Raw genomic sequence first — 18,955 nt, forward strand, 5'->3', positions numbered from 1 at the left:
TAAGAGTTACCCCCGGCTCGACTTATGACTTTTGTAAATTACTGAAAACAACTGCCTATCGTGAAAAATGCTGCCTTATTTTTTGTCATTTTACTGAGTTCCGGTCCGGCTCAGGCTCAATTTAAATCGCCCGGCATGGTATCGTACACGTACCGGGACAGTTTTCAAAAAAATATGGTGGCCACGCTCGACACCATCAAAGCGTTGGGGGTGACCGACATGGAGTTCTCGAATCTGTTCGGCAAAACAGCCGGTGATATCCGTAAACTTCTCGATGAACGGGGCATGAAATGCTCATCACTTGGGGTGAGCTACGGCGATGCGCTCAACAAAACAGCCGAAGTCGGGCAAAACGCCAAAGCCCTCGGCGCGCAATTTGTTCGCGTGGCCTGGGTACCACACGTAGGGTCGTTTACACTCGATATGGCCAAGAAAACGGTGGCTGATTTTAATCAGATGGGTAAGAAGCTGAGAGACGATTTTGGCCTTACGTTCTGCTACCACAACCACGGTTATGAATTCGAGAAATACGAGAACGGTACGCTATATGACTACATTGTGAAAAACACCGACCCGCAGTTTGTGAGTTTCGAGATAGATATTCTGTGGGCGTTTTTTCCGGGAGCAGACCCGGTTGCGTTGCTTGAGAAATATCCCAAACGATACAAACTCATGCACCTCAAAGACCTGCGGAAGGGCGTGACGGGTAACTTGTCGGGCGGCACACCGGTGGAGAATGACGTGGCATTAGGAACGGGTCAACTGAACCTACCAGCCATTTTGAGAGCCGCTAAAAAATCAGGTATCGAACATTACTACATCGAGGACGAAAGTCATAGCTATGCTACGCAGGTACCACAGACTATCGTTTACCTGAGAAGTTTGTCAAACTGACGGCTGGTGTCAGAGTTGTGTTTAGGCAGCAATATAGAGGCCCGTAACGTCTTTTACTATACTGAGCCGGTTGTAGACACCACCGTATTCATTTTCAGTCATCTCCCAAATACTCCCGCCTATCTCCAGATGCCCAACCACCCAACAGGTGATTTTCCAACTAGAAAGGTATGTTTTGCTGTAGCCCGGCAGCAGGTTGAGAAATGGCCCAACCTGGCAGCGGTATGTCTGGCCAAGTAGGAATTTTTTAGACCACGAACCATAAAACAATACAAAAAATGCTAATCCCTATTTCGCAAGTATACAGCGGGGTAAACTATCTGACTCGTAGAACTTTTATGAAATCCGTCAGTGCTGGCTCATTGGCACTACTATTACCCGCTCCTATGGCCTTCGTGGGTCAGGATAAACGGATGAATTTCGGGGGTATGGTGCTCCCCAGAAAAATTCCTACCGCAACGGGAGAGATTCTTCCGGATTAGATGGGTATTACGAGCGTTCATTAACATTTTGTGCTGCCGAAAGATCCGGCACAACGGGATAAAAGTATGGTTTTCGCCGTCAATGAGTTGAACAAAGCAAAAGCACTGGGCCTCCGAACGATTGTTGATGTAGGACCGACCGACGATGTAGCTGGGATACGGGAGGTTTCGTTGGCCACCGGCATAAAGGTGGTCTGCTGTACTGGATTCTATGTGTTGAAAGAGGAACAGCAATCCATGACGGTTGCTGATTTTGAAAATCGGATGAGGAAAGATGTTGAGGAAGGGCTTCAGGGGACGCTCGTTCGTCCGTCCGGGTGTCATCAAGGTAGCAACCAAGCGATTACCCATTACACCGGCGGAGAAGAATTTGTTGATTGCTGCTGCCCGTGTTCAAAAACGATACAACCTGACCATCTGTACCCATGCGGTGAGCGGCTGTGCCGAACAGCAGCAAATACTGGATGAAGCTGGGGCCGACCTGAAACACTGTTATTTCTCGCAATTGGAAGCCACGTTTGGGTGGAGTGGTAGGAGTGTAGAACAGCAAATAGATTATTTACAGGGCGTGGTTGACAAGGGAAGCAGTCTCAGCTTTAATAATTTCGGCAACTGGAATCATACGAAACCAACGGATTTGGGCCTTATCATTCAGGAGTTAACCAAGCGAGGATATGACGACCGGATGGTGGCACCCATCGACCTGACCTGGACATTTGAGAACGGAAACATAAAAATATTATGGGGCGATACCAACGAGGATGGCAATGACCGTACTTATTCTTACCCGATACGCAAGGTTGTTCCCTGGATGAAAGAGAAAGGAATATCAAAAGAAACAATCGATAAGTTCTTGATTGGCAACCCCCAACGGCTTTTTACGTGGTCATAAAGTCAGGTATTTCCGCTCTGCACTGGCTTCATTAGAGAATTCGGTAGGGGTTAAAAAACTGCGTTGCGTTTACGCCCTTACTGAAAACAATTTTTAACCATTGAGCAAGTAATTGCAGGTTGAGTTTCCCCTGATTCTATTAATACGTATCGAATACAATTGGCAAACTAATCCTCGCCATGAAAACGCTCGCAATCGGTATCGACATTGGGGGAACACGAACCAAAATCGGTCTGGTAAATCTGGAAACCGGGCAGGTGGACGCTATGCTCATTACGCCAACCGAAACCAAAGACGGTGACCGATTTCTACAACACGTTGGTGAAGCGATCCGTCAGCTCAAGGATAAAGCGGCGTTGGAACGGAACCGTTTATTGGGCGTTGGCATTGGCGTGCCGGGCTTTGTCTTTGCCGATGGAATGGTGGATTCGACCTACGGCTTTCTGAAATTTATGGAAGACTATCCACTACGTAGTATCATCCAGCAACAACACGATTTGCCTTGTTTGCTCGATAACGATGCCCATGCAGTAGCGCTTGGCGAAGCCATTTACGGGCAGGGAAAGGGCTTTAGCCGCGTGCTGGTTTTGACGCTTGGCACCGGTTTAGGTATTGGTTTCACCATCAACGGTAAGCTCGATGGCGCTTTGCCCTTTGCCCATATGGGTGGCCATCTGACCATCATAACCAGCGATACGGTTTGCTATTGCGGGAAAACGGGCTGCCTGGAATCACTCGTATCTGGGGAAGGGATCGGGCGAATCGCAACCCGTTTTAATTGGCAGCAAAAGTACCCGAATACGCCGATAACGGCGGAGTCTATTTTCAACCAGAAACAGGCTGGCAACCCTGATGCCGACGCCATCGTGGAGGAATATATTGGCTACTTGAAAACCGGTATCGACAATTACGTCAATCTATACGCTCCCGACAGGATTGTGTTGGGAGGAGGCATTGCCAAAGGATTACGGGCCGGTTTTGGCAAAAATGAAACGGGTAAGCTTTACACCCCCAACTTACTCCGCCCATTTAAAGCCTACAAAACTACAATAGTAATTTCTCAACTGGATGAACAAGCGGGGATAGTAGGTAGTGCTGCTCTATTCAAATGAATAGGTTAAGACGGCGATACCGAAACCACAGCGTTTTTCTGTGACAATATCAATCAACCCAAACGCTCCTTCGACGTCAATACACAGCTAAAAGACACCTAATGAGGAATAGACCTGAAGCTTGGATTTTGTACTCAGTAGCAGCCGGTTTTTTCTGGGGGACCTGGGGCGTAGTAGCTAAACTAATTTCGGATGATGTTAGCCCATTTACAAATCACCTCCTTTTTAGCGCAGGGATGTTATTAACGCTGCCGTTGGTAATCAAAAAAGTCCGAACGGTAATCCCCAATCGCAGAGGTATCTTATGGGGTTTGGTGGCGGGTGTGCTGGCCGTAATAGGCAATGTAGCCGTCTATCAGGCCTTTACGACGGGTGGGCTAGCCGCTATCGTGATTCCGGTGACGAATTTATATCCCCTAGTGACCATCGGTATTGCCCTGCTGGTTTTCAAGGAAAAACTCAGCTGGATAAACGCGATTGGTATACTGCTGGCCATCCCGGCCGTCGTAATGCTTTCGGGTGAATCCCTGTTGTTTGACAACCCCACCGCTTTTTTTCAGACTATCGGCCTGCGACAGTGGCTATTGTATTCGCTGGTAGCGTTGTTTTTCTGGGGGGTATTTAGCGCCGCTCAAAAAGAGACAACTAACTATATTTCAGCCGAAGGATCGTATGTGAGTTTTATCGTCTCTTCGGTACTGATCGCCCTCCTGTTTGTGATGTTTGGCTGGGCTGACTTTGTGATGTCTACGAAAACAGTGGTACTCGGTTTGTTGGCGGGCATGCTCAATGGCTTAGGCGTACTAGCCAGTTTTGCGGCCTACAGTGCCGAAGGAAAAGCCTCCAAAGTAACCACTATTGCGGGTGCCTTGCAACCCGTTTTCACGATTGTGCTGGCAATTATTTTTCTCAACGAAAGTCTATCCGTTATCGAATCGCTGGGCATTTTGCTGGCCAGTATTGGGGCGTTGACGCTTTCGTATGAAAAGCCCAAACCAGAATCGAAAACTGTCATTATTTAAACCTATAAGCCGAACCGCGATGGCGGTTTCAAACCCTTATAGGTTTGTCTCAAGAGCCAACCATCCATGAACTCAGTCCTGAAGGAAATACTGGAAATTCCTGCGCGAGCCAATGACGTACTCGCCAGTTCAATCGAATCATTACCCTTGCATGTTCCTTACCTGGGTATGGGATCGTCGTACTTTGCCCCCTTGGCGTTTAAGTATATGGGCCTGCCTATCTTCCCTGAATTGGCTTCGGAATACGTTTATTATTTATCGAAGGGTAAAAAAGATTCGTTGGCAGTACTATTATCCCAGTCAGGACGGAGTAGTGAAGTACTCTGGTGCCGGAACTTGTTTGAGCACTACATAGCCGTATCCAATTACACCGATAGCGAATTATGTACCGCTTCAAACGTGGCTCATGTACTGCCCATCCTGGCTGGCGAAGAGCACTATTCATCCTCAAAAACCTACGTCAATACGTTGGTGGCGTTGTTTAAAGGCTTTGGTTTCTCGCCCGAAGCGTCGGTTGCGCTGATTGCCGACAAGTTTGATCACTACAGAAAACTTGGTGAACAACTGGCCAACGACATATTCTCGGTGCTGAATCAGCATAATATTCACAGTATGTACGTTACGGGGAGCGGTCCTAACATCGCTACAGCGTACGAAGCGGCCCTTATTTTGAGCGAAAGTACGAAGCTGGCATTTCATGGGTTGCCCATGGCTCAGTACGATCATGGCCCTAAAGAAACCGCCAAAAACAGCATTGTCATTCAAATTCTGGCGAAAGGTGAAGCCTATGAACGGACCCTTCGGTTGTCAAAGATGATTGCCAAGGCAGGAGCGCATGTGTTCACGGTTGAGGCTCCTGACCGGATCGCCGGACCATTTGAGGAGAACTTCTCGATTCTCCATACGATCATCCCATTCAATTTCATAGCGTACTACCTGTCTGTAAAGTTAGGTATCAGCGATACGTTTGTGGTTGGTGGGAAAATCACGGAAGTAATTCAAGCGGCCTAATACGCAGGAATAGTTTACTTATTTAATTCTTAATAAAGGCTGAGTCGTTGTATTCATGAACGAAAAGCCTACTCATTTCAACCTGACATGAAAACAGTTATTCTCATTCTGTCTTTAATATCCTTAACGCTATCGCTTCAGGCACAGCCGAAAAAGATATACCTGGCGAACGACGACCATACCGATTTTATGTGGACAGGCGATGAAGAAACTTATAAAAAGGCTTTTTCTGAGATGTTGGATTATTATATTAAGCTCAATGATTCGACGGCTCATCTGCCGTATAACCTGCAAAGCAAATGGAATTGCGATGGCTCTTATTGGGTGTATAACTACCGGGAAACCCGTCCGGCAGCCCAGTTTGACAAACTCATAAAACAGATTAAAGATGGAAAGATTACCGTGCCTCTCAATTCAATGATTGTTTTATTAGGAGCAGCACCCGCCGAAGCTACCCTGCGGGATATGTATTACGCCGGTTCATTGAACCGAAAATACGGCCTGGACTTGTCGTTAGTCCTGAATATGGAAGATCAGGTGTTGCCCCTGGGTTTGTCGTCCTTGTGGGCCGGTGCGGGTGCTAAGTATTCCTGGAAAGGGGTATGTGCCTGCGCGACTAAAGTAACGGGCCTCGACCGGCACAAACATCAAATGTACTGGTACAAAGGCCTAGACGATCAACAAGTATTGATGAAGTGGTACTCGGTCAATCCATCCATGATCACTAATCGGAAAGAGTATCGCTATAATCTGGGTACGTACCTGGAAGCCTCGCACCAGGCCAATGCGGTCACGGACTGCAAAGCGCTGATGAATGATCCTATTTACCCGTACGCAATCGCTGGGGCTTTTGGCAAAGGGGGGGACGACCTGAAAACCCTCACCAGTAATTTCCCCAAAATAGCCAGGGAGAAGTCAGATTCAGCTTACCAGGTCATCGTATCCAATGAACTGGACTTCTTTAAAGATTTTGAAAAACAGTATGGTACTTCGTTACCGACTGAAACCATCTCGTATGGCAGCACCGAATGGGGCAATAGTTTTGCCTCACTGGCCGAGGTATCGGCATCGGTAAAGCGGGCCGTCGAAAAGCTACGAACGGCCGAAGCGGTCTACACGTTGGTCGCCTTGAAGGATAAAACATTTGCGACTGATTTAGCCACCCAAAAAGAAAAAGCCTGGCTGGCCTGCGGGATGTATTTTGAACACGACTGGACGGCCGATGGGCCACATATTACCCGCAAACAACGGGCAGACTGGCAAAAGAAAACCGCGATTACCTTTATCAGTTATGTGGATACGCTGTACAACCGGTCGCTGAAACGACTGGGCCAGTTAATTCAAAAACCCCAAAGCGCTACGGAGTCATTTTATGTGTTCAATCCCTTGAATTGGCCCCGAACCGATTACAGCGATTATCCCTACAGTGGCTTAACATCAATCCGGGTTATTGATAAAACAGAGAATAAAGAAGTTCTATTTCAATTGATTAAGAAAAAAGATAAACCCTATCTCCGAATTTTAGCGCCCAATATTCCTTCTTTAGGCTATAAAGTGTTTGAGATACAGAAAACCACAAACCCAACTGTTTTCCCAACGAATCTTGTCGTATCGGATAGTACAATTGAGAATAGATTTTATAAATTGAAGTTCACCGCGCAGGGTGTTATCACGAGTATAATCGATAAGTCGAGCAATCGAGAATGCATTAAGGCTATTGATAATTTGTATGTCAATGATTTAGGTTCTGGTTTAGGCAATCAGGGTGAAAAAATTAGGATAGAAAATAAGGGGTCGGTATCGGCTACGCTCGTGGCATCATCTTATAAACCGATTAAACACACAACTAAATTGTCCCTCTTTAGCAATAGCGACCGGATTGAACTAGAAAATTACATTACTCAAAATCTGGATGCCAAAGCGGTTACCTACTCCTTTTCGCTAAACCTCACTAAACCGGATACCTGGCATGAAGAAGCAGGGGCCATTCTGCACGTCAAGTCTAGCACGAACGGCGGTCATTATGCAGACACCGCGAGTCGGTTTGACTGGTTAGCAATGAATCATTTTGCGGACATGTCGGATGCTGGCAACGGCATTATCCTCTCTAACCGGGATGCGTATTTTATGAAAGTAGGTAAGAGTACCAATACGATGTTAGATGACAATACGCCTCAACTAAATGTACTGGCGGCTGGCCAGATCGATCATGCCTTGGGTATGATTAATCAGGATGGGGATTCTTATTTCGAGCATTTCTTTGCCTTAAAACCACACACTGGCCACTTTAAATCGAACGAAGCCATGCGGTTTTCGTTAGAACACCAAAATCCGTTAATCGCGCAGGCAGTGTATGGAGGTTCGGGCTATGATGAAAAGCAGTTTTCTCTCTTATCGTTTTCTGACCCGGATGCCGTGATCTGGGCGTTAAAACCAGCCGAAGAGGGGATTGATAAAGGCGTTGTGATGCGTGTCTGGAATGTGGCGAATGAAAATAAGCCAGTCACGATTTCAGCTGCCAGTCCCCTCGAAAAAGGGTTCAGCACAACGCATATTGAAACAGACGACCAAACACTGCCCCTTGAAAAAGGCAAACTTAATACGGTTTTGGGCCATAATCGGTTGCATACGTTCAGGCTGTTTTTAAATGGAAATTCCCATTGAGCCGCGTTCCTCGAGTTATTCGTATGCCTTTAAGTTTGTAGAAGGCATACGAGCACTGGTCACCTTGCAACTGAACTTGGCAACCCACCCTTCTTACACCGGACTAGCCGCCCTTCCAATGCGAAAATGCAGGAGCAGTTAACTCATGACAGCAGCGACGGTTTAGTAACACGCTGTCTTAGCTGAAATTATTCGGAGAGTTTCCTGAACGATTTCATTGACGATTAATCTTGAGGCAAATCATTAATCGATAGCCGTTTACTGAGGCCAATAAATAACATTGATTACCTTTTTATTGGACGAAAACGGCCGGTTGAATAGGAGGGGCCTGTAAGGATAAAAACAGGTAAGTTGTGTAAAGAAAACGCGACATAACCTGTATTAGAAGCCTGACGAGAGTTTATCGAACTATTTTTGCTTGGGGGAAACGGAGCATTACTGTAAGCCGATAATCACTACTATTTATCAGGATATAATAAGGAGTGACGGCTTGAAGCTTCACCCTACCATATACGCTTTCCGATAGTGAGCCGGGGTAAGGCCTGTTATAGCCTTAAACTGCCGGTTGAAATTGGATAGGTTCATAAAGCCAACTTCATAGCAAATCTGCCCAATGCTTATTTTATCATCGATGAGCAGTTTGCAAGCTTGTCCCACCCGAACTTCGGAGACAAACTGCGTGAACGTCTTGTGTGTTTTACTCTTAAAGTAGCGACAGAACGATTTTGGGCTGATGTAAACCACGGCGGCAATTTCTTCCAGCGTGATTTCCTGATTGTATCGATTGAGTATGTATTCGTAGATCTTAGTCATACGCTGGGCATCAATCTGGGTGTAAGAATGCGAAAACCCAGCGCTGGATAGCATCACTACATCACTTGACTCCTCTACGAGACTTAGAATATCGAGTAGTTTTATTACCCGATGAATCCCCTCGGTAGTGACGAATTCGCCCATCTTCTGACTGACGAGCTGCTGGGTGTGGCCGGTTATTTTAAGACCCCGTTTAGCGCGTTCCAATAGATCACGGATAGGCTTCATCTCGGTCAAGGTTAGAAACGGCGTACCCCAGAAGTCTTCCCGAAAATGAATAACGATGGATTTGGCCACTAAGCCATCTGTGTTCTGATGGTAAGCAACGTCACTGCGCCACATATGGGGCAGGTTGGCCCCCATCAGGACTAAGTCGCCGGGGGTAAAATTTTCGATACTATCGCCCACCAGCCGGGTACCGGTTCCTTCGCAGATTAAGGTTAGTTCGATTTCGTGGTGATAATGCCAGTGGGTATAAAAGTAGGGTACACAAAACTGCTGAATGCTAAATGACTTGGCCGGTTGAAATGGCACCAGTAACAGAGCAGGTTTCATAGGTAGTCGCACTAAGTGGGCTGATTGAAACGAAGATAGGTGAATTTAGTACCATTTTTTGCGTATTGAGTGAAAAAATAGCTCGATTAAGTCCAGTTAATTGCACCCTGAATTAAGTCACTCGTGCTTAAACCTGATACTTCGATTGCACTGCCGGAAAAAAAACGCCCGATCATTCTGATTGGTGCGGGGGCCATTGTTCGCGACGCTCACCTGCCCGCCTACCAAAAAGCCGGGTGGCCCGTCGTTGGTATTTATGATCCGGTTACGCAGAAAGCAGAAGCGTTGTCTACCGTATTTACTATCGAACGAGTGGCCCACTCGCTGGATGATCTGGTTCGTAATGCGCCTGCTAACGGCGTTTTTGATGTAGCAGTCCCGGCAAAGGCTCTCCCGGATGTATTACCTATTCTGCCCGACGGTGCTACCGTGCTGATTCAGAAACCACTGGGTACAACGCTTGAAGAGGCCCGTTTCTTAGCCGATTTATGCCGCCGAAAAGGGTTCACGGCCGCCATGAATTTCCAGAAGCGATTTATTCCAGCCATACTGGCCGCCAAACGGCTGATCGACGCGGGGGAAATCGGCCAGTTGCACCACATCGAAATTCGCATGAACATCTGGCACCCGTGGCACCTGTGGGAGTTTTTGTTCGGTATCCCCCGGATGGAGATGCTCTATCACAGTATTCATTACATGGACCTGATGCGGTACTTTCTGGGTAATCCGGTCAGTGTGTATGCCAAAACCGTCAAACATCCCAAGATGATGCAGTTGGCTTCTACCCGATCAACCATTATTCTGGATTATGGCGAGTTGATTCAGGCATTTATCACGACGAATCACGGTCATGAGTTTGGTCCTAAATACCAGGATGCTTTCATTAAATGGGAGGGTACCGATGGGGCAATTCGCCATACGATGGGGAAAAATATCGACTTTCCCACCGGCGCAACTGATACATTCGAGGTCAATCTGCTTCACGGTGAGCGGTCAGGCGAATGGCAGTCGTTCACGCTGGATAAAACCTGGTATCCCGACGCGTTCATTGGCTCGATGGCCAATCTGATGGGGTACGCTGAAGGCTCACAGGCAACGCTGATTAACTCCATCGACAGCGCGTACCAGACTATGCGGTTGGTTGAGGCCGCTTATGAGTCCAGTGAACGAGGAGGTATTCCACTTTAACTAAAACCGATTTTACTGAGTGATGGAACTACTCAACCGCTACAGCCGCACCCTCACCGAAGACCCCAGCCAACCCTCGTCCAGGGCAATGCTGCACGGGGCCGGACTCACCGATGACGACTTAAAAAAACCGTTCGTCGGCGTAGCCAGTGCCGGTTGGGAGGGAAACCCCTGTAATAGTCACCTGAACCAACTGGCCACGTACGTCAAACAGGGTCTGGTAGCAGAAGGCCTGAACGGGCTTATTTTCAACACCATTGGCGTCAGTGATGCCATGACAATGGGAACCACCGGCATGCGCTATTCGCTGCCCAGCCGGGATCTGATTGCCGACTCTATCGAAACGATAGCCAATGGGCAGTGGTACGATGCAATAGTGCCCGTTATGGGCTGCGACAAGAATATGCCCGGTGGCCTGATGGCCATGTGCCGGTTGAACCGTCCCAGCCTGATGGTGTATGGGGGCAGTATGTATTCAGGAGCCTATCAGGGCAAAAAAGTCAATATCCTATCCACACTGGAGGCCTACGGAGCGCGGTTAGCCGACACCATTACGGAGGAAGAACTATCGGATATCGTCAAGGCAGCCTGTCCGGGGGCGGGCTCGTGCGGGGGGATGTACACGGCGAATACCATGTCGACAGTAGCCGAAGCGTTGGGGATGAGTCTACCCTATAGCTCCTCGAATCCCGCCCTGAGTAACGAGAAAAAACAGGAGTGTTACCGCGTAGGGCGTTACATCCGGTATCTGCTCAAAGAAGACCTTCGGCCGTCGGATATTCTGACCCGTCAATCGCTCGAAAATGCCATTACGATGACCGTGATCCTGGGCGGCTCCACGAACGCGGTACTGCACCTGCTGGCCATCGCCCGGGCGGCCAAACTTGACCTGACGCTGAATGATTTTCAGCGCATCAGCGATAAGACGCCCCTGCTAGCCGATCTGAAGCCCAGCGGTCGCTACCTTATGGAAGATGTTCACGCCATTGGCGGCATACCAGCCATCATGAAACAAGTGTTAGAAGCAGGGTATCTGCACGGAGACTGTTTGACGGTGACGGGCCAGACGCTGATGCAAAACCTATCGGCAGTGCCCCCGCTCAACGATACACTGTCTATGATGATGCCCTTCAATAAGCCCCTAAAAGCCACCGGACACCTGCAAATCCTGTACGGTAACCTTGCGCCGGGTGGGTCGGTGGCGAAAATAACGGGTAAGGAAGGCGAATACTTTGAAGGCACGGCCCGCGTGTTCAATAGCGAAGTGGATGCGGTACAGGCCGTACAGGACCACAAAATTCAGCCCAATGATGTAGTCGTGATTCGGTACGAGGGACCACGGGGTGGGCCAGGAATGCCCGAAATGCTCAAAGTGACTTCAGCGCTGATGGGCGCGGGTTTGGGGAAAGCGGTCGCGGTTATTACCGATGGTCGGTTTTCGGGCGGTACCCACGGCTTTGTCATCGGCCATATAACGCCCGAAGCCTTCGTCGGTGGGCCAATTGCCCTGCTGCGCGATGGCGACCTGATTCGGGTCGACAGCCGGGTCAACCGGATTGACGCGTTGCTTACCGACGACGAACTGGCCCTTCGGCGGCTGGCCTGGGAACCACCGCTGCCGCGCTACGAATGGGGCGTATTGCTCAAATACAGTTACACGGTATCGCCGGCCGCGCAGGGTTGCGTTACCGATGAGGCTCAATGGTTTCATGCGCCAACACCCATATTTTATGAAAATCATTGACGCTCACCTGCACCTGTGGGATGTTGACCGGCTATTGTACCCGTGGCTGGCAACCGTACTCCCAATCAACCGGAGCGTTCACCTGTCTGATTATACACTCGCTGTCAGCGGTTATGAGATTGATAAGCTGATTTTTGTGCAGGCCGAATGCCTGCCCCGACAAAACTGGGAGGAGATCAGTTTTGCTGAAGAACTGGCTAGTGAGGATACCCGTATCCAGGGGATAGTAGGGTATTTGCCGCTGGAACAGGGAGTGGCATCGCTGACGGCTGACCTGGAACGAATGCAGTCGAATCCCTTGCTGAAAGGCGTTCGCCGAATGACCGAAACAGAGCCGGGGCTTTGCCTGACACCCGATTTTCTGGCTACTGTCCGGCGGTTGCCCGCCTATGGACTAAGTCTCGATCTAAGTATCAAACCGTTTCAAATGGAAGAAACGATCCGGCTAATTGATCAATGCCCCGATACGCTTTTCGTGCTCGATCATTTAGGGAAGCCCGCCATAAAAAGCGGTGAATTTGAGCCTTTCAGGCGAGATATGACTACGCTGGCCAAGTTTCCCAATGTGGTGGCTAAAGTGTCGGGGCTGCTGACCGAAGCGGACTGGACAAGCTGGAAGCCTGACAACCTAAAACCCTATCTCTACCACGCCATTGACTCATTTGGGTTTGCCCGGCTGCTGTACGGCAGTGATTGGCCGGTGGTGTTGCTCGCCGGTCGGCTGGCGCACTGGCTTGACACGCTACAGGAGTTGCTTAAGGACTGTACGACCAGTGACCTCAACCAGTTATTCTACCACAACGCTGTGCGGGTATATCGACTCCCATCATGACTAAATCCTTTCTTTTCTGGCTGTTGATCGCCTTTTCTATACCTGGCTCGGCACAACCCTTTACCGGTTCCTGGATCAGTACATCTGCCGACACGTTGACGACGCCCAACACCTGGCACTGCTTCCGAAAGACGATTACGGTTACGTCCGTACCGACCAGAGCACCGATGCGTCTGGCGGTCGATACCAAGTACTGGCTTTGGATCAATGGCAAGCTTGCCGTTTACGAGGGAGGACTAAAACGCGGCCCCACCCCCCGCGACACGTACTACGATGAATTAGACATTGCACCTTTCCTGAAACAGGGTCAGAACACCGTAGCGGTGTTGGTATGGTTCTGGGGTGGTAAGGGATTTTCGCACAAAAACAGTGGGCGATGCGGCCTGTACGCCGATTGCCCAGCCATCGGACTGACATCTAATGCGGGTTGGAAAGCGCGGGTGCATCCGGCCTATGCCCCCTCGAAGCTGCCCAAGCCAAATTTCCGTCTTTCGGAACCCCATATTTATTACGATGCCAGAAATGAATTCTCAATGTCAAATAAAGCCAACTTGTATTGGTTTACAGCCGCTTATGATGATCCATCTTGGCCTGCTGCTGTCAGTGCCGGGACCGTCCCAGCGGCCCCCTGGAATGCGCTGATTAAACGGCCCATTCCGTTTTTTAAAGACTACGGCCTACGGAACTACGTGGCAGTTGAACGGCATGGTGGTGCCGGTACTACCGATACATTAGTGGGCAAACTACCATACAATTGTCAGTTTTCGCCCGTACTGACGGTTAAAGCCGCAGCAGGTCGGCGAATTTTCATGGGTTCGGATACCTACTACATGGGGGCGGGCGGACCAACCGACTCCCTCTACACGACGGGTTCGGAGTACATCACGAAGGCGGGGCTGCAGACTTACGAATCCTATGGGTGGCTATCGGGCCATGAGGTACGTTACGTCTTGCCCAAAGACGTTGCCGTGATCTCGGTTCAATTCCGCGAGACGGGCTACAACGCCACCTTTGCCGGGTCATTCACCTGTAACGATTCGTTACTGACCCGACTCTGGAAAAAATCGCAGCGTACCCTGTACGTGAACATGCGCGATAATTACATGGACTGCCCCGACCGGGAGCGGGCGCAGTGGTCAGGTGATGCCGCGATGGAAATGGGACAGTCGTTTTATGCCCTCGACACGAATGGGTTTGCCCTGAGCCGGAAACTGTATTTAGATTTGGCCAACTGGCAGCGACCAGATGGCGTAATCTACAACCCCGTGCCAGAGGATAACTGGAAGGACGAGCTACCGGCGCACTCGCTGATGCCCCTGAGCGAACTAAGCCGTTTTTTTCGCTACACCCACGACACAGCCACAATCCGGCAGGTGTATCCCGCCCTGCGCCGGTATCTGGCCGTCTGGGAACTCCAGCCGACCGGCCAACTCCTTTACCGGAAAGGGGGCTGGGATTGGGGCGATTGGGGCGAAAATCAGGATTTGGTGCTTATTCAGCACGGCTGGTATCTGAAAACGCTGCAAACCGCACGGGAGATGGCGAATCTGTTACATCACAATGACGAAGCCACACAGTATGCTCAGCAAATAGCCGCGATCACCACGTTTCTCAACAGCCCCGACTGTTGGAACGGCAGGGCATACCACCACAAAGATCACAAAGGCCAAACCGACGACCGGGCCAACGCGCTGATGATACTGACCAGCGTTGCCGACTCAACCAAGTGGGAAGCCCTGTCTCAGGTGTTTAAACGGGCAGAACACGCCAGCCCCTGGATGGAAAAGTTCGTGCTGGAAAGCCTGTTTAAGATAGGTCGCCCGCAACAGGCCATAGAGCGGATGCGTCGTCGGTTCCGGCCCATGACCGAATCGAGCTTTTCGACCCTTTGGGAACTGTGGAAATATGAACTCAGTGAGGCACACGGGAACACCGGCAACAATCACGGCTGGTCGGGTGGTCCCTTAGTGCTGCTATCAGAGTATGTTGCGGGTGTATCGCCCAGCCGGGAGCAGGCCAATACGTACCTTATTCGACCAACACTGACGGATCTTCAGGCGCTTCAAACGACGGTTCCCACTCCGCAAGGCCTGCTCCACGTGCGTATTGCCAAAACGCCCGGAGCCATTACGCTCACCATGCAGGTGCCACCGAACACACGGGTAATGGCGACCTTACCCGCTGACAGCCCACCGTTTATTTCGCGCACCCTCAACGGACAAACACTGCCGAACGAAGGACCAGATTCTGTTAGAGAAATGGTTACCCTTGGGCCAGGCAAACACGTTTTGATGGGCCGATTTGCCAAGTAGTTCCAATATCATTTCTACCAGTATAATTTTCACTTCACTCAAGACCGTGGTCTGAGGAGGCACTGCGCGTAGTTCCCCCACATAAAACCAATAAAGTGAAGATTTGTGTGAATTGAGTATTAGTATAGGTGAAACTACGTAAAATTTTTCATAAGAATAGTCCGTTTTTTTGTATGAATATTTCTATAAAAATCCCGTGATGATCGTACTGAATAAACCGGGCTGTCTCCACACTGTATGCCGTCGATGAGGCCCTTACTAACCACTTAAACCGCTCACAACATGAACCGAAAACTTTACTTCCAGACAGCAGGGACCATACTCTTAGCCGTCTTGTGTGCCCGACAAGTGGCCGCGCAGAGTTGGCATTCCATTGTTTATCGACCCCACTCCACCCCACTTCACCTGGCAAGCAACTGGAGTGCCAGTCACCCGTCGGTAAACCAGTTAGCCGGTAACGTACATCCAACCCAGTCCGTTTCGGTAAAAGGTCGCGTATCGTCCGAAACCGGCGAGGGGTTGCCGGGTGTTAACGTGCTGGTGAAGGCGACGGGAAAAGGTACGGTAACCGATAGCGACGGGCGGTACGCACTGACTGTGCCGGAGGGGAATGAGACGCTCGTGTTTTCTTACATCGGGTACGTATCCAAAGAGGTGGCTGTTAACAGGCAAACAACCATTGACGTGTCCCTGGCTACTGATACCAAATCGTTGTCAGAAGTTGTCGTAGTGGGGTACGGTACGCAGAAGCGGGCCAATGTAACGGGCGCCATCGGCTCCATCAAAACGCAGGACATCAATAACATTACGGTTGGTAACTCATCGGCTCTTATTCAGGGGAAAGTGGCCGGTGTTCGGGTCGAGAATGCCGGAGGTTCGCCGGGGGCTGGGGTCAACATCGTCATTCGTGGCTCAGGCACGTTCGGTAACGACCAGCCGCTGTACGTAATCGACGGTAATATTACTGGCTCCATGTCATCGCTCAATCCCAGCGACATCGAAAGTATCGAAGTGTTAAAAGATGCTTCGGCAGCCGCTATTTATGGTAACCGGGCTGCTAACGGTGTTGTGCTGGTGACAACGAAAAGCGGGACGTCGGGAGCCACCCGCATTAACTTTAGTGCCAAGTTGGGTACACAAAGCGCAGCCAATAAGCTGAAGTTTCTGAACGCCCGTCAGTACGCCGACTACCGCAACCAGGCCAACGATAACGACGGCACACCCCGGTCGGTGGCCAATACAACCGGCTTCAATCCGGCGGTAGATACCGACTGGCAAAACCTGTCGCTGCGGGCCGCGCCGGTGATGGATTACAACTTGAGCCTTTCCGGGGGGAATCAAACAACAAAGTATTTCATTTCCGGTCAGTATTTTGATCAAAAAGGTATTGTTGTGGATTCAGACTTCAAGCGGTATAACCTGCGGGCTAATTCTTCGTTCACAAAGGGCCGTTTTAAGCTGACCGAGTCGCTGGCTCTGTCTCGGGGGGTCAATAATCCCAACACCTATTTTGGCCGTGAGAACGGCGAAATACCGACCCTGCCAATTTATGACGACAAGAATGATGGAGGATTTGCGGGTATAAACCCTCAACTAACGGATGTCAGACGGGGTGTAAACTGGTATGGTCTGGCTCAACTGAACGACAATCAGTTCACCACTGATCAGGTGCTGGGCAGTTTGAGTGGCGAGTACGAGATTATTGATGGACTCAGGTACAAGCTCAACGTAGGGCTGGACTACTCCGTCTTCAGTTCCTACAACTACACACCAACTTTCTTTTTCAGTAACACCGATGGTGCCTTTAATCAAGCTGCTGACCTAACCGAGAGCGTGAGCCGGAACATAGGAACGCTGATTGAGAACACGCTGAACTACACTAAATCGTTTGGCGATCATAGCGTTGATTTGCTGGCTGGTTACACGCAGCAGCTCGGAACGGGCCGAAGCATTGGCGCGCAGGTTGCTGATTTTCCGTCTAATGACTTGCGGGTTGTGGATGCCAGCAACGTTAAAGTTAACTCGTTCGGCAATCTCCAGCAATTCGCCCTCCGGTCGCTGCTGGGCCGGGTAAACTACAATTATAAAGGGCGCTATCTACTTGGGGCAACCATCCGGCAGGACGAATCATCACGATTTATCAAAGAAAATCGTCGGGGTACTTTCCCGTCGTATTCGGTAGGCTGGCGCTTGAGTGATGAGCCGTTCTTCCCAAAAAATAGCCTTGTAAGCGACCTGAAAATCAGGGGTAGCTATGGTAAGTTAGGTTCGCAAAACATCGGTAACTATGTCACCTCCAGTGTGCTGAATATCAACGCCAGCTATTATTTTCCGGGCGGGGTTCAGCCGGGAACGGCCTTGACAAATTTCGCCAATCCAAACGTGGTCTGGGAAACCACCACTACATCGGACATCGGAGCGGATGTATCGCTCCTCAACGGCAAACTCGCGTTTACCTTCGATTATTTCAATAAGCGCTCTGAGGGTATTCTGACCGATCTGCCCATTCCAATCTACGGTGGCGTTGGTAGCTCAATTGTGAAAAATGCTGCCACGATAGAAAACAAAGGGGTTGAACTATCGGGGACGTACAACCATGCGCCCGGTGCAAACGGATTGAGGTACAGCATCACGGCCAATTTTAGTGCCATTCGTAACAAGGTACTGGCGCTCGGCGAAGGGGTTAGTCCAATTTCGGGGGGCGGGTTTACCATCGAAACATTAACCGCTACCCGCACTGATGTTGGGCAGCCGGTAGGTAGTTTCTATGGCTATGTGGTGGATGGAATATACCAGTCACAAGATCAAATTGCCAAAGACGGACGTACCAGCGCCGTGCCGGGTGATTTCAAATACCGCGACGTGAACGGTGATGGTAAGCTCGACAATAACGATCAGACATTCCTGGGTAGCCCTATACCGAAATTCGAGTACGGTACAATACTCAACGCCAGCTACAGGAGCTTTGATCTGAACCTATTCGTGCAGGGGGTGCAGGGCAACAAAATCTGGAACGCCAAAAAGTACATGTACCTGCTGGCACCAAATGGCAACAGGCTACTGGATGCGTCAACCGCATGGACCCCGCAAAACACCGACACCGACGTTCCGAGAGCAACCCTCACCGACCCGGCCAACAACAAGCGAGCGTCATCTTTCTACGTCGAAAACGGCTCGTACTTCCGGGTTAAAAGCCTCCAGATTGGCTATACGTTGCCTGCATCCCTGATGAACCGAATCAAAATTGGTAGTGCACGGGTATCCGTGTCGGGTCAAAACTTGCTCACGTTCACCAACTACACGGGCTACGACCCCGAAGTAGGCCGCAATGCCAGCACCACCCAGGCCCAGGGGTTATTTGGCAGTGGGGTAGACGTGGAGACCTACCCACAGGCCCGCAGCATTTTTGTTGGTCTTGACCTAACTTTTTAATC

The 18,955-nt window shown here is 49.9% G+C and carries 12 protein-coding genes and 1 pseudogene; 12 read left to right on the forward strand and 1 reads right to left on the reverse strand.

Features of this window, described 5'->3' with window-relative positions:
* Positions 1-87: 87 nt before the first annotated feature.
* From ACYVHB_RS27570 to ACYVHB_RS27600, 7 genes and pseudogenes are all read left to right on the forward strand, one after another.
* The gene (locus ACYVHB_RS27570) at positions 88-894 is read left to right on the forward strand and encodes a sugar phosphate isomerase/epimerase family protein (protein WP_461055133.1); all 807 of its coding nucleotides are present in this window, start codon (positions 88-90) and stop codon (positions 892-894) included.
* Between the two features lie 548 nt (positions 895-1,442).
* Positions 1,443-1,619, forward strand: a pseudogene (locus ACYVHB_RS27575) (phosphotriesterase family protein); the annotation flags it as partial.
* 31 nt (positions 1,620-1,650) lie between these two features.
* Positions 1,651-2,268: a phosphotriesterase family protein gene (locus ACYVHB_RS27580; RefSeq protein WP_461055116.1), complete on the forward strand. Its 618-nt coding sequence runs from the start codon at positions 1,651-1,653 to the stop codon at positions 2,266-2,268.
* 179 nt (positions 2,269-2,447) lie between these two features.
* Positions 2,448-3,380: an ROK family protein gene (locus ACYVHB_RS27585; RefSeq protein WP_461055117.1), complete on the forward strand. Its 933-nt coding sequence runs from the start codon at positions 2,448-2,450 to the stop codon at positions 3,378-3,380.
* Between the two features lie 101 nt (positions 3,381-3,481).
* Positions 3,482-4,402, forward strand: a complete 921-nt coding sequence (locus ACYVHB_RS27590; protein WP_461055118.1) for a DMT family transporter — start codon at positions 3,482-3,484, stop codon at positions 4,400-4,402.
* A gap of 66 nt (positions 4,403-4,468) precedes the next feature.
* A complete protein-coding gene (locus ACYVHB_RS27595) occupies positions 4,469-5,413 on the forward strand; it encodes an SIS domain-containing protein (protein ID WP_461055119.1) in 945 nt (314 codons plus the stop codon).
* Between the two features lie 87 nt (positions 5,414-5,500).
* Positions 5,501-8,077, forward strand: coding sequence for a glycoside hydrolase (locus ACYVHB_RS27600; protein ID WP_461055120.1), 2,577 nt, complete (start codon positions 5,501-5,503; stop codon positions 8,075-8,077).
* A gap of 498 nt (positions 8,078-8,575) precedes the next feature.
* Here ACYVHB_RS27600 and ACYVHB_RS27605 read toward each other — a convergent pair whose 3' ends face one another.
* The gene (locus tag ACYVHB_RS27605) at positions 8,576-9,445 is read right to left on the reverse strand and encodes an AraC family transcriptional regulator (RefSeq protein ID WP_461055121.1); all 870 of its coding nucleotides are present in this window, start codon (positions 9,443-9,445) and stop codon (positions 8,576-8,578) included.
* Between the two features lie 123 nt (positions 9,446-9,568).
* Between ACYVHB_RS27605 and ACYVHB_RS27610 the strand changes: the two genes are divergently transcribed.
* From ACYVHB_RS27610 to ACYVHB_RS27630, 5 genes are all read left to right on the forward strand, one after another.
* Entirely contained in the window at positions 9,569-10,633 is a 1,065-nt protein-coding gene (locus tag ACYVHB_RS27610; RefSeq protein ID WP_461055122.1) for a Gfo/Idh/MocA family protein, read from the forward strand.
* 22 nt (positions 10,634-10,655) lie between these two features.
* Positions 10,656-12,377: a dihydroxy-acid dehydratase gene (ilvD, locus tag ACYVHB_RS27615; protein ID WP_461055123.1), complete on the forward strand. Its 1,722-nt coding sequence runs from the start codon at positions 10,656-10,658 to the stop codon at positions 12,375-12,377.
* On the forward strand, positions 12,364-13,209 hold the full coding sequence (locus ACYVHB_RS27620; protein WP_461055124.1) for an amidohydrolase family protein: 846 nt from the start codon (positions 12,364-12,366) through the stop codon (positions 13,207-13,209). Before ilvD ends, ACYVHB_RS27620 begins: the two co-directional genes overlap by 14 nt.
* The gene (locus ACYVHB_RS27625; protein ID WP_461055125.1) at positions 13,206-15,521 is read left to right on the forward strand and encodes an alpha-L-rhamnosidase-related protein; all 2,316 of its coding nucleotides are present in this window, start codon (positions 13,206-13,208) and stop codon (positions 15,519-15,521) included. Before ACYVHB_RS27620 ends, ACYVHB_RS27625 begins: the two co-directional genes overlap by 4 nt.
* Positions 15,522-15,803: 282 nt before the next feature.
* Positions 15,804-18,953 (forward strand): SusC/RagA family TonB-linked outer membrane protein, encoded by a 3,150-nt coding sequence (locus ACYVHB_RS27630; RefSeq protein ID WP_461055126.1) that lies wholly within the window; start codon positions 15,804-15,806, stop codon positions 18,951-18,953.
* Positions 18,954-18,955: the final 2 nt, after the last annotated feature.

The organism is Spirosoma arcticum (assembly GCF_054779955.1).